Here is a 12,290-nt window from a genome sequence, read left to right as displayed (position 1 = left end):
CCCCCACTGGCATGTCCGGGCTCAGGCGTCCGACCGGGCCGTGCGGCCCGCGACAGCTCCGGAAGCCCTCGGCATCATGCGCGCGGGCCTCAGTTGTGGCCGAAGCGCCGCTGGTGCTTGCGCGCGACGTCGGCGGGGCTGCCCTGCGCGTGCGACATGGGGGACTGCTGTGCTTCGGCCGAGGACCGCTGTGCCTGCTCCTGCGCGCGTTCCGCCTGCGAGGAGCGGTCCTGCTGGCCGCCCTGCTTTCGGTTCTTGTTCTTGGCCATGGTGATCTGCCTCCTGAGGGTGATCTGGGGGCCAGGGACGCCACCACACTCACATAGGCTGACATTCGACGCATGTCGGAGAATTACCGTGCGTAATAAGCACTGTCGGCGGGTGACTCCCCGATCCGCCACGCCGAAGATCGAGTTCCGGCCGTTAACCTCCGCGCGGTCGGGCAGACTCGAAGGAAGCCCGAAGCAAACCCCCCGGAAAGAGGGTGGACCGCGTGGACCGCTGCATCGTCCTGGTGGACGCCGGGTATCTGCTGGGGGCCGCCGCCAGTCTCCTCGCCGGGGAGCCCTCGCGGTCCCGGATCACCGTCGACCACGCCGCCCTGATCCAGGGGCTGCGCGAGCGCGCCGAGTCCGACACGGAACGGCCCCTGCTGCGCATCTACTGGTTCGACGGCGCCCCCGACCGGGTGCCCCAGCCCGAGCACCGCAGACTTCGCGTGATGCCGCGGGTCACGGTGCGCCTGGGCGCGCTGACCCGCAGCGACGGCCGCTGGGCGCAGAAGGGCGTCGACGCGGCCATGCACGCCGAACTCACCGAACTGGCACGCAACCGCGCCTGCTCCGACATCGTGCTCGTCACCGGCGACGGGGACCTGCTGCCCGGCATGATGGCCGCCAAGGAGCACGGGGTCGCCGTCCACCTGTGGGCCGTCCAGGCCGCCGACGGCGACTACAACCAGTCCGAGGACCTCGTCGCCGAGGCCGACGAGCGGCGCGTACTCGACCGGATCTGGATCACCAAGGCCGTACGGGCCAAGGACCTCGGCGGGATCTGCGCGCCGTCGCCCGCGCCGCGGCCCGAGATCGCCGCCATCCTGTCCGCGCCGCTGCCCGAGTCCGCGCTGCCCGGCCGCGGCGAACGCTCCGCCCGGGACACCGAGCACGCGCAGGCCGCGCCCGGCGAGAACGGCTCGGAGGAGCGGACCCCGGCCGCAAAGGGCGTGCCCACCCCGAAGGACCTGGCCGCGCTGCGCGCCCCCGGCGCCCACGCGCCCCCGCATCCCGCGAACGCCACGCTCCGCTGGTCCTCCGACAAGGGGTGGGTCGACCGGCCCGGCTCCGCGGCCGAGTCCGCCGAGGCCGCGATGCTGCCGACCCTCGCCCAGCTCACCTCGGCCGAGCAGCGGTGGGCCGACCGCGAGGAGGACATCACGACCGTCGGCGGCGATCCGTACGAGGTCGGCCAGGTCTTCGCGCGGCGCTGGATGGGGCGCCTGTCGGACCCGGCCCAGCTCCAGAAGCTCTCGGCCATGTACCCCCGGGTGCCGCACCGGATCGACGGGGAACTGCTGCGCTACGCGGCCCGCTTCGGGCTCCTCGCCCACAAGGACGACCAGATCGACGAGCACGACCGCTACGCGATCCGGGCCGGCTTCTGGCGCGAGATCGACGTCCGCACGACCGCCGAGCACGCCCCCGCCGGAGAGTAGGAGCGGGCGGTACGAACGCACGTGCCGTGTCCCGGTTTGCGCCCGGTTGGTGCCCCGCGCGCGCCACTGCCGCCGCGACCCCGTACTCTCAATCCTCGTGAGTACGCGCACCGCACACGCAGTCCCGGACGGGCACGGTGGGGAAGTCGTGTGCGCGGTGCGGGATCTTACGAAGACCTATCCGGCGGTGCGCGGACGGCGTGGGACACCCGCCACACCCGAGGTCCGGGCCACCGACGGAGTGGACGTCGACATCCGGCGCGGCGAGATCTTCGGGCTGCTCGGACCCAACGGCGCCGGCAAGACCACCCTCGTACGCCAGCTCACCGGGCTGATGCGCCCCGACCGCGGCAGCGTCGAGATCCTCGGGCACGACATCGTGCGCCACCCCGAGCGGGCGGCCCGCATCCTCGCGTACCTGGGCCAGGAGTCGTCCGCGCTGGACGAGCTGACCGTGTCGCTCGCCGCGGAGACCACCGGTCGGCTGCGCGGCCTCGACGTGCGCAGCGCGCGGTCCGAGCGCGACGCGGTCCTCGACGAGCTGGGGCTCACGGCCCTGGCCTCGCGGCCGCTGAAGAAGCTCTCCGGCGGCCAGCGCAGGCTCGCCTGCTTCGCCAGCGCCCTCGTCGGCGCCCGGCCCTTCCTCGTCCTCGACGAACCGACCACCGGGATGGACCCCGTCGCCAGGCGGGCCGTCTGGGGCGCCGTCGACCGGCGCCGCGCCGAACACGGCACGACCGTCCTGCTGGTCACCCACAACGTCATCGAGGCGGAGACCGTCCTCGACCGCGTGGCCGTCCTCGACCGGGGACGCGTCATCGCCTGCGACACGCCCTCCGGACTGAAGGAGCAGGTGGCGGGCGAGGTGCGCGTCGAACTCGTCTGGCGCGAGCGGGCGCCGCTCGACGTGCCCGAGGTCGCCGCGCTGCGCGACCGCGCGGTGGAGTCCGGCCGCCGCTGGGCGCTGCGCCTGGCCCCCGAGGAGGCCCGCGCGGCCGTCGCCGCCGTCACCGGCGGCGCCGCCTTCGCGGCCCTGGACGACTTCACGCTCGCCACCCCCAGCCTGGAGGACGTCTACCTGGCGCTGGGCGGCAGCGCCGGCAACGTACGGGGGTTGGTCAAGACGTGAGCGCTCAGCGCCCCGCAGCCGTACGGAACAGGTACAGGACGACAGCCGAAGCGAACAGGAGCCGCTCGACGTGAGTGTCGTACCCGCCGAGGTCCTGCCCGGCAGCGCCGTCGCGCAGAGGGACCGGGTCACGGTCGCCGAGGGCGGTGTCCGGGCCGTCGCCGAGTTGGGCGCGCGTGCCCGTCTGTGGCCCGCCCTGGCCGCCGTGTACCGGGCACAGCTCTCCCGGGCGCGGGTCGCGCGGATCCCGCTGCTGTTCGTGGCGACCTTCCAGTCCGTCGGGATCATGGTCCTGATGCGCGGTGTCGTCGACGGCGGTGGCGAGGCGCGGGCCGTGGTGGCGGGCTCCTCGGTCCTCGTGGTCGCGTTCGTCGCGCTCAACCTGCTCGCCCAGTACTTCGGCCAGCTCCGCGCGAGCGGCGGCCTCGACCACTACGCGACCCTGCCCGTGCCGCCCGCCGCCGTCGTGCTGGGCGCGGCGGCCGCGTACGCCTCCTTCACCGTGCCCGGGACGCTCGTGACCGCCGTGGTGGGCTGCGTCCTGTTCCAGCTCCCGCTGACGCACCTGTGGATCCTGGCCGCGGTGATCCCGCTGGCCGGGGCGGCGCTCGCCGGGCTCGGCGCGGCGCTCGGGCTCCTCGCGCCGCGGCCCGAGCTGGCCACCCTCCTCGGCCAGCTCGGGATGTCCGCCGCGCTGCTGCTCGGGGTGCTGCCGCCGGACAGGCTGCCGACCGTCGTCCAGTACGCCCGCGACCTGCTGCCCTCCACCTACGGTGTGGAGGCCTTCGGGCTGACCTTCGGAGCCGATCCCGACTGGGGCGTGGTCCTGTTGGACCTCGCCGTCTGCGCGGGTGTGGGCGTCGCGTCCCTCGCCGTCGCCACCTGGGCCTACCGCCGGGCAGCCGTCCGGTGACGCGGGCGCCGGGCGGGCCTGGCACGATGGCAGGGTGACCGCACCGCTGACTCCGCCCTCGCAGCCGAACCACCAGCCCCCGCACCACACCTGGCAGGCGCCGCCCCCCGGGTACGGGCAGGGTGCGAGCAAGGACGGCCCCGGTATGAGGACAGAGGTCCGCGAGGCCGCCGTCATCACGGTCGCGACGGCCGTCGGCGGGCTGCTGCTCGGGTTGCTCTGGTGGTGGCTCGCGCCGCACGTCCCGCTGATCTCGGACAGCACCACCGTCTACCTCAAGGACACCGAGGGGGAGCAGGCGATCGGCGTCGACGGAACGTTCACTCTGCTCGCGCTCGGCTTCGGCCTGGTCAGCGCGACGGTGGTCTTCCTGCTGCGCCGCCGGGGCGGCATCCCGATCGTCGTCGCCCTCACCGTCGGCGGCATCCTCGGCTCACTGGTCGCCTGGAGACTGGGAGTGTGGCTCGGCCCCACCCAGGACGTGGTCGCGCACGCCAAGGAGGTCGGCGAGGGCGTCACCTTCGACGCCCCCCTGGAGCTCAGCGCCAAGGGGGCCCTGCTCGCCTGGTCGGTCTCGGCCCTGCTGGTCCACCTGGGGCTGACGGCCCTGTTCGCGCCCCGGGACCCGGACCCGTTCCACACGCCGTACCCCCCGCTCCCGTAGGCGCACGGCCCGCGGTACCGGATCGCCCCGGTATGCCCTGTACGAGGACGACCCTCCGGCGCGACGCACCGCGCCCGACGCACCGCGCGCGACGCACCGCGCCGATCCGCCGGGGATCAGAGGATCAGAGGATCAGAGGATCAGAGGATCAGGGGACCACGGACGGCCCTCAGGCGGGACGGCGACCGTGGTTCGCGCGGCCTTTCCTGACCCGCCACTTCCGCTTGCGCGTCTTCTTCGACATGTCCTCGGTACTTAGCCGAGAACCCCCGCCGCGTCGAGAGGTCACGCACGCCCGACCGGTGCGGACACCGCGTCCGTGAGCGCCGACAGGTCGTCCGGGGCCAGCTCGACCTCCAGCCCGCGCCGCCCCGCCGAGACGCACACCGTGGCGTGCGAGGCCGCGGAGGCGTCCAGCACGGTGCGGAGCCTCCTGCGCTGGCCGAGCGGCGAGATGCCCCCGCGCACGTACCCCGTCGTGCGCTCCGCGGCCGCCGGATCGGCCATCGCGGCGCGCTTGCCGCCCACCGCCGCCGCCAGTGCCTTCAGGTCGAGCGAGCCCGCCACGGGTACGACGGCGACCACCAGCTCGCCGTCGACGTCGGCGACCAGTGTCTTGAAGACGCGGTCGGGGGAGACCCCCATGGCCTCGGCCGCCTCCTCCCCGTACGAGGGGTGCGCGGGGTCGTGCTCGTAGGCGTGCACGGTGAACTCGACCCCCGCCGCGGCCAGTGCCACGGTCGCCGGTGTTCCGCCCGACTGCTGCTTCTTCGACTTCTTCGCCACGACCTGCGCCTTCGTCGCCGGGTCCGGAGCCGGCGCTCCGGTTCCTGTGCCCTGGTGTTCCGCGTCCTGTTGTTCCGGTGTCCGGTCCGGGACCCGGGACGGCTTGCTCCGGGGTCCCGTCCGGGACCGCGTCAGTTGAGGCTCGTCGGTCCGCGCGTCAGTTCCGACGCGGGCAGCGACGGCAGGTTGCGGATGATCGCGGTCTCCGCCCGCAGCAGCGTGAGCTCCTCGCGCAGCCGCGCCGCCGTGTCCGGGGCCTGGAGGAGCCGCTGCTTGGCCGGGACGTCGAGCATGGCCGCGGCGGCGACCAGGTACGAGACCACGGCCGGCTCGTCGGGCAGCTCGGCCCCGGTCGACAGGGACCGCTCACGGGCCCCGGCCAGCCGCTTCTGGTACTGCCGGAAGGCCCGCAGCACGCCCTCGGCCAGCGCCCCGGCCTCCTCTCCCGGCTCCTCGGCCAGTTCTTCCAGCTCGGCCGTCAGATAGGGCCCCGAGGCGTCCACGGAGAGCAGCCGCACCCGGGTCGTCCCGGTGGCCAGCACCTCGAAACCGCCGTCGGCCCGTTCACGGATCGTCGCCGCGTCCGCGACACAGCCCACCGAGTGGAAGGCCTTCCCGGGGTCGTCGCCGAAGCCCGCGGTGGGGCCGCGCTGCGGCACGGCCGTGGGGTCCGGCATGCCGGGAGCGCTGGGCGCCACCTCGTGGCCGTCGCGGATGGCGACGACCGCGAACCGGCGCGGTTCGTCCTCGGGGGTCTTCAGCAGATCGCGCATCATGGCGCGATAGCGCTCCTCGAAGACGTTCAGGGGCAGCACGAGCCCGGGGAACAGCACCGAGTTCAGGGGGAAGAGGGGGAGCCGGACGGTGGTCACGACGCGAAAGCCTAATGGTCACCGGAGCCGGTACGTCCGCCCCGCCCACTCCTCGGATGCGGGAGATCCCTGCCGCGTGCCCTCAGAGGCCTCCGCGAGGCCACTTCGAGCCTGATCCCGTCGCGCAGCACGAGGAACTGGCCGAGCGGATCGCCGGAGACCCGGTCCCAGGGGAACGAGGTCGCGTACGGGCCGATCCGGCGCAGTTCCCGCAGCGCGTCCTCCCAGCGTTCGAGCCGGACCAGCACGTAGACGAGCAGGTTGCGGACCTCGGCGGGCCAGGGGTCGCCGTCCGCGTACTCCTCGGACAGCGCGATCGCGAGGTCCGCCGCGGCGTCGAGGCGCCCGCGCGGCACGGCGGCCCCGCCGCCCTCGGTCAGATGGGCGAAGGCGGCCCGCACCGGCAGGGCCTGGACGAGCGAGCCGGGCAGCGCGTCCTGCGCGGCCCGCTCGGCGAAGTCGAAGCACTCGCGGTGCGAGCCGTACCAGGCGGCGGACAGGTACTGGAGTGCCGAGACGTGGCAGCCGTAGTGGTGCGAGGAGCGCCGGACGGCCTCGGCCCAGAGCAGCTCGAACTCGGTGTGGCGCGCGTTCGTCCCGCGGGCGTGGTCGAGCGCGATCCGCCAGGGCACCGGATCGCGCGGGTCACCGGCGGCGGCCGCCGAGATCAGGGGGCCCACCTGGCGCAGCAGTTCGGCCCTGGCGGGCGACTCCCAGCCCCGGCACACCGCGAGCTCCGCCTTGACCAGCAGGGCGTCCGGGTCGTGCGGCGACACGGAGCACCAGGCGTCGAACCACTCGGGCCGGGAGCGGGCGAAGGCGGCGAGCCGTACCGTGTAGCGGTCCCGGTTCTCCCACTCCGCCGACTCGCGGGTGGTGGCGAGCAGTTTGGCCGCCGCTCCGTACTCGCCGCGGCCCGCGGACACCAGGGCGGGGCCGAGCCGGTCGTCCGGGGCGTCCAGCAGCACCTCGTCGTCGGCGGGCAGCCCGACGGCGAGGCGTGAGGTGTTCCGAGCCATCCGGGCCGTACGGAGGAGCGCGCGCAGCAGTGCCATGGTGGTGCCTATTGAAAGGCGCAGGTCGGACGGGTGCCAGGGGGTGAGCGGTGTCACTTTCGTAACCGTGGTCCGGTTGCGTGTCCCATGGTCAAGCCCCGGCAAAGTGTGACTGTCCCCCGGGTCCCGCCGGACTGGGCGCCGGGTGGGGGAGGCGGCCTGCGGCGGGGTCGGGACGGGACGCGACGGGGCCCGGGAGATTGCCCGGACCGGGGTGCGGTGCGGTGCGGTCGCGGGGCCGGTTCCGGTGGCTCCGGGTCAGCCGCGGCGCAGCAGTCTGGTGGCGCCCGCCGCCACCGTCGTCGCGAGGACCCAGCCCAGCAGGACCACCGCCGCGGACAGCCACTGCCAGCCGCCGTCCAGCCGCCAGTGGCCGACCTGGCCGAGGTCGATGACGGGCAGCAGCAGGTCCAGGGCGAACAGCGAGGGGTCCCACGGGGGATGCTCGCCCTTCCTGAGCGGCGGATGCGCGGCGTGCGCGAAGGCCACCGAGGTCGCGGCCCACAGCACCGCCATCCACACGGCCGCCCGGCCCGGCCGGTACCCGTAGGCGACCGTCCAGTCCTGGGCGTACCCCCACAGCTTGGCCGCGACCGGCAGGTTCTCGCGCCGGTGGCGCTGCTTGGCGAGCAGTACCTCGCGCGCGTCCTCGTCCTCGCCGCCGTTGCGCAGCACGGTCGCCAGCCGCTCGTACGGCTCCGGGTTGTACTCCGGGGTCGCGGCGGCCACCCACTCCAGTCGGCGGGTCAGCGGGAACGGGCCGCGCGGCACCAGGTTCTCGTACTGGAAGCCGCCCATCCGGAGCTGTCCCGCGCCCGGCCAGCTCGTCGCCTGGTCCATCAGGTTGACCACCCGCGCGCCGTTCAGCACGATCCTGCCGCGCCGCGGCCGTTCGCCGAGGAAGCGCAGCTCGGGCACCTGGACGCGGCGCAGCGAGACCTCCTGGTCGTCCGTCAGGACCAGGACTGCCTGCTCGAGGTCGACGGCGTCCCCGAAGCGGCCGTCGTCGAGGCGGATGCCGCCCTCGCACGCGAACCGCTGCACGCGGGTGCCGCGCGCCGGCGTGCGGCCGCTGGTGTGCCACGGGTCGCCGAGTCCGGCCGGGGTCAGGTACAGCGTGCGGCCGACGGTCAGCTGCGGCGCGTTGAGCGCGCGGCGGCCGGACGGGTTGACGAGCCGGCTGCCGCGCAGGCTCAGCGAGACGCCGACCTTCGCGCCCCGCAGGCTGAACTCGCCGTACGACTCCAGCATCTCGGCCTGGAGGTCCTGGCCCACGGTCATCCCGTCGCCGGCGATCGACAGGCCGCGCCGGTCGCGGTGGACGACGGCCTGGTTGAGCAGGAGATCCGTGCCTATGTGCGCGTCGGTGAGGCGTACGCCCCGGTGGAAGTGGCAGCGCGGCAGATGCAGGTCGCCCTCGGTGTGCAGCCGGGCGGCCTCCAGGCGCGGCACGGAGCAGTTCACCAGCCGCACGGTCGTGAACCGGGACTCCGGCAGCAGGACCTCCTTCTCGAAGCGGCAGCCCTTCATCTCGACGTACGGACCGACGACTCCGCCCGCGAGGTCCAGCACCCCGACGACCTGCACGCCCGTCAGCTTCAGCGAGGCGACGCGGCCGTCCAGCGCGGGCGGCCCGTCGAGCAGCAGCCAGGCCACGGTCCTGGCCCGCACACTGCGCTCGGGACCCCAGGGGCGGCCGCCGTGCGGATCGTCGGTGACGGCGTCGCCCGAGCGCAGGTCGTACACGCTGCCGTTGCGGTACGCCTGCCACATGCCGACCTCGGCGGCGGTCAGGTCGTCGGGCAGGTCTCCGGCCCGGATGCCGGCCCCCTCGGTCACGGTCTTCCCTCGCCCCTCTGGATACTCGCGGGTTTCGTACAGTCGTTCATGTGATGCCCGCTGGGTGACGGGATGAACACCGAGAGTGAAGAGGATCTTCCGCTCGGCCGGGGACCCGCGAAATCGAGCCACGGGCGGACTTCCGGGGTGCGGCCCGTATCAGCGATTGATACAGCCGTCCGGCGCCCGTTGCCCGTCTGAGAGAATTGGCCACGTGATCTCCCGAATCGATCTGCGCGGCGACGCCCTCCCCGAGGGCCCGGCCCTGCGCGACCTGCTGCCCCGAGCCGACTTCGACGTCTCGGCCGCCCTGGAGAAGGTGCGTCCGATCTGCGAGGCCGTGCATCATCGCGGGGACGCGGCGCTGATCGACTTCGCCGAGAGGTTCGACGGGGTCCGGCTGGAGTCCGTACGGGTTCCGGCCCGGGCGCTCACCGACGCGCTGGAGCGCCTGGACCCGGACGTCCGCGCGGCCCTGGAGGAGTCCATCCGCCGCGCGCGCACCGTCCACCGCGAGCAGCGCCGCACCACGCGCACCGTCCAGGTCGTGCCCGGCGGATCGGTCACCGAGAAGTGGGTGCCGGTCGACCGGGTCGGGCTGTACGCGCCGGGCGGCCGCTCGGTCTACCCCTCCTCCGTGATCATGAACGTGGTCCCCGCGCAGGAGGCGGGAGTCGAGTCCATCGCGCTCGCCTCGCCCGCCCAGGCCGAGTTCGGGGGCCTGCCCCACCCGACGATCCTGGCCGCCTGCGCGCTGCTCGGCGTCGACGAGGTCTACGCGGCCGGCGGCGCGACGGCCGTCGCGATGTTCGCCCACGGCACGGAGTCCTGCCCGCCCGCGAACATGGTCACCGGACCTGGCAACATCTGGGTCGCCGCCGCCAAGCGGTACTACGCGGGCAGGATCGGCATCGACGCCGAGGCCGGCCCGACCGAGATCGCGATCCTCGCCGACGGCGGCGCCGACCCGGTGCACGTCGCCTCCGACCTGATCAGCCAGGCCGAGCACGACCCGCTCGCGGCCGCCGTCCTGGTCACCGACTCGGCCGAGTTGGCCGACGCGGTGGCGAAGGAGCTGGAACCGCAGGTCGCCGCCACCAAGCACGTCGAGGACCGGATCGTCCCCGCGCTGCACGGCAGGCAGTCGGCGATCGTGCTGGTCGACGGCGTCGAAGAGGGCCTGCGGGTCGTCGACGCGTACGGCGCCGAGCACCTGGAGATCCAGACGGCGGACGCCGGCGCGGTCGCCGACCGGGTCAGGAACGCCGGCGCGATCTTCGTCGGGCCCTGGTCGCCCGTCTCCCTGGGCGACTACGCGGCCGGTTCCAACCACGTCCTGCCCACCGGCGGCTGCGCCTGCCACTCCTCGGGGCTGTCGGTCCAGTCGTTCCTGCGCGGCATCCACATCGTCGACTACACGCGCGAGGCCCTCGCCGACGTGGCGCACCACGTGGTGACGCTCGCCGAGGCGGAGGACCTGCCGGCGCACGGCGCCGCGATCAAGGCCCGGTTCGGCTGGAAGGTTCCCGGCAAGTGAGCTCCCTCGGCACCCCCGCCCCGTCCTCCCCCGCTTCTGACGCCTCTGCGGCCTCCGAGGCTCCTGACGCCTCTGCGGCGTCCGCCCCGCCCGGCTGGGAGGGACCCCCCGTGCGCGACGAACTGCGCGGGAAGTCCCCCTACGGCGCGCCCCAGCTCGACGTGGCCGTCCGGCTCAACACCAACGAGAACCCGTACCCGCTTCCCGAGCCGCTCGTGGAGCGGATCGCCGAGCGCGTGCGCGAGGCGGCCCGGAACCTCAACCGCTACCCCGACCGGGACGCGGTGGAACTGCGCACCGGACTGGCCGCGTACCTGACGAGGACCGGCGGGTACCCGGTCGCGCTGGAGAACGTCTGGGCGGCCAACGGCTCGAACGAGGTCATCCAGCAACTGCTGCAGACCTTCGGCGGGCCCGGCCGCACGGCCATCGGCTTCGAGCCCTCGTACTCGATGCACGCCCTGATCTCGCGCGGCACCGGCACGGGCTGGATCTCCGGCCCCCGGAGCGAGGACTTCACCATCGACCTCGCCGCCGCCGAGAGGGCGATCGCCGAGCACCGGCCGAACGTCGTCTTCATCACCACCCCCAACAACCCCACCGGCAACGCGGTTCCGTCCGCGACCGTCCTCGCGCTGTACGAGGCGGCGCAGGCCGCCGGGCCGTCGATCGTCGTCGTGGACGAGGCGTACATCGAGTTCAGCCACGGCGACTCGCTGCTGCCGCTGCTCGAAGGTCGGCCGAATCTCGTCGTCTCGCGGACGATGTCGAAGGCGTTCGGCGCGGCCGGGCTGCGCCTCGGCTACCTCGCCGCGCACCCGGCCGTCGTGGACGCCGTCCAGCTCGTCCGGCTGCCGTACCACCTGTCGGCCGTCACGCAGGCGACCGCGCTGGCCGCGCTGGAGCACACCGACACCCTGCTGATGTACGTCGAGCAGCTGAAGGCCGAGCGGGACCGGCTGGTCACGGAACTGCGCGCGATCGGCTACGACGTCACCGAGTCCGACGCGAACTTCGTGCAGTTCGGCAGGTTCGAGGACTCCGGCACCGCCTGGCGGAGGATCCTCGACCGGGGCGTCCTGGTCCGGGACAACGGAGTACCGGGATGGCTGCGGGTCTCCGCCGGCACCCCGGCCGAGAACGACGCGTTCCTCGACGCGGTCCGAGAGCTGAAGAAGGAGCAGAACGCATGAGCCGCGTAGGCCGTGTCGAACGGAACACCAAGGAGACCTCGGTCGTCGTCGAGATCGATCTCGACGGCAGCGGGAAGGTCGACGTGTCGACCGGGGTCGGCTTCTACGACCACATGCTGGACCAGCTCGGCCGCCACGGTCTGTTCGACCTGACGGTGAAGACCGAGGGCGACCTGCACATCGACTCGCACCACACCATCGAGGACACCGCCCTCGCGCTGGGCGCCGCCTTCAAGCAGGCGCTCGGCGACAAGGTGGGGATCTACCGCTTCGGCAACTGCACCGTCCCGCTGGACGAGTCGCTGGCCCAGGTGACCGTCGACCTCTCCGGCCGCCCCTACCTCGTGCACACCGAGCCCGAGAAGATGGCGCCGATGATCGGCGAGTACGACACGACGATGACCCGGCACATCCTGGAGTCCTTCGTCGCGCAGGCGCAGATCGCGCTGCACGTGCACGTGCCCTACGGGCGCAACGCGCACCACATCGTCGAATGCCAGTTCAAGGCGCTCGCCCGGGCGCTGCGCTACGCCTCCGAGCGCGACCCGCGCGCGGCAGGCATCCTTCCCTCCACGAAGGGCGCCCTCTAAA

12 protein-coding genes are annotated in these 12,290 nt (G+C 73.5%); 7 read left to right on the top strand and 5 right to left on the bottom strand.

Annotation, left to right across the window (positions count from 1 at the left end; all coding sequences use genetic code 11):
• Positions 1 to 89 precede the first annotated feature (89 nt).
• Positions 90 to 269 carry a hypothetical protein gene (locus tag IE265_RS15425; protein WP_190036114.1) on the bottom strand — a complete coding sequence of 60 codons (180 nt, stop codon included), beginning with the start codon at positions 267 to 269 and terminating at the stop codon, positions 90 to 92.
• Between the two features lie 224 nt (positions 270 to 493).
• On the opposite strand from IE265_RS15425, the gene IE265_RS15420 reads away from it, so the two are divergent.
• The 4 genes from IE265_RS15420 to IE265_RS15405 all read left to right on the top strand — a co-directional run bounded on the left by IE265_RS15420 (position 494) and on the right by IE265_RS15405 (position 4,417).
• Positions 494 to 1,711 carry an NYN domain-containing protein gene (locus IE265_RS15420; RefSeq protein ID WP_190036113.1) on the top strand — a complete coding sequence of 406 codons (1,218 nt, stop codon included), beginning with the start codon at positions 494 to 496 and terminating at the stop codon, positions 1,709 to 1,711.
• 148 nt (positions 1,712 to 1,859) lie between these two features.
• Complete coding sequence (locus IE265_RS15415) at positions 1,860 to 2,840, top strand: ABC transporter ATP-binding protein (RefSeq protein WP_190036211.1); 981 nt, start codon at positions 1,860 to 1,862, stop codon at positions 2,838 to 2,840.
• Between the two features lie 70 nt (positions 2,841 to 2,910).
• On the top strand, positions 2,911 to 3,753 hold the full coding sequence (locus IE265_RS15410) for an ABC transporter permease (protein WP_190036112.1): 843 nt from the start codon (positions 2,911 to 2,913) through the stop codon (positions 3,751 to 3,753).
• A 34-nt stretch (positions 3,754 to 3,787) separates the two neighbouring features.
• Positions 3,788 to 4,417 carry an AAA family ATPase gene (locus IE265_RS15405; RefSeq protein ID WP_190036111.1) on the top strand — a complete coding sequence of 210 codons (630 nt, stop codon included), beginning with the start codon at positions 3,788 to 3,790 and terminating at the stop codon, positions 4,415 to 4,417.
• A 285-nt stretch (positions 4,418 to 4,702) separates the two neighbouring features.
• On the opposite strand, the gene ybaK is transcribed toward IE265_RS15405, so the two are convergent.
• The 4 genes from ybaK to IE265_RS15385 form a co-directional block, all read right to left on the bottom strand.
• Positions 4,703 to 5,203: a Cys-tRNA(Pro) deacylase gene (gene ybaK, locus IE265_RS15400; protein WP_190036110.1), complete on the bottom strand. Its 501-nt coding sequence runs from the start codon at positions 5,201 to 5,203 to the stop codon at positions 4,703 to 4,705.
• Positions 5,204 to 5,334: 131 nt separating this feature from the next.
• Positions 5,335 to 6,075 (bottom strand): LON peptidase substrate-binding domain-containing protein, encoded by a 741-nt coding sequence (locus tag IE265_RS15395; RefSeq protein ID WP_190036109.1) that lies wholly within the window; start codon positions 6,073 to 6,075, stop codon positions 5,335 to 5,337.
• Between the two features lie 11 nt (positions 6,076 to 6,086).
• Positions 6,087 to 7,130: a hypothetical protein gene (locus tag IE265_RS15390; RefSeq protein WP_190036210.1), complete on the bottom strand. Its 1,044-nt coding sequence runs from the start codon at positions 7,128 to 7,130 to the stop codon at positions 6,087 to 6,089.
• A 258-nt stretch (positions 7,131 to 7,388) separates the two neighbouring features.
• Positions 7,389 to 8,969: an oxidoreductase gene (locus IE265_RS15385; protein WP_190036108.1), complete on the bottom strand. Its 1,581-nt coding sequence runs from the start codon at positions 8,967 to 8,969 to the stop codon at positions 7,389 to 7,391.
• A 214-nt stretch (positions 8,970 to 9,183) separates the two neighbouring features.
• Here IE265_RS15385 and hisD point away from each other — a divergent pair, with 214 nt between their 5' ends.
• The 3 genes from hisD to hisB all read left to right on the top strand — a co-directional run bounded on the left by hisD (position 9,184) and on the right by hisB (position 12,289).
• Positions 9,184 to 10,506, top strand: coding sequence for a histidinol dehydrogenase (gene hisD, locus IE265_RS15380; protein WP_190036107.1), 1,323 nt, complete (start codon positions 9,184 to 9,186; stop codon positions 10,504 to 10,506).
• A gap of 110 nt (positions 10,507 to 10,616) precedes the next feature.
• Positions 10,617 to 11,699 (top strand): histidinol-phosphate transaminase, encoded by a 1,083-nt coding sequence (locus IE265_RS15375; protein ID WP_190036106.1) that lies wholly within the window; start codon positions 10,617 to 10,619, stop codon positions 11,697 to 11,699.
• Positions 11,696 to 12,289, top strand: a complete 594-nt coding sequence (gene hisB / locus IE265_RS15370; protein ID WP_151479224.1) for an imidazoleglycerol-phosphate dehydratase HisB — start codon at positions 11,696 to 11,698, stop codon at positions 12,287 to 12,289. Before IE265_RS15375 ends, hisB begins: the two co-directional genes overlap by 4 nt.
• Position 12,290 lies beyond the last annotated feature (1 nt).

This window comes from Streptomyces fructofermentans (genome assembly GCF_014651055.1).
GTDB lineage: Bacteria > Actinomycetota > Actinomycetes > Streptomycetales > Streptomycetaceae > Streptomyces > Streptomyces fructofermentans.
This window is presented reverse-complemented; position numbering and strand designations above follow the sequence as displayed.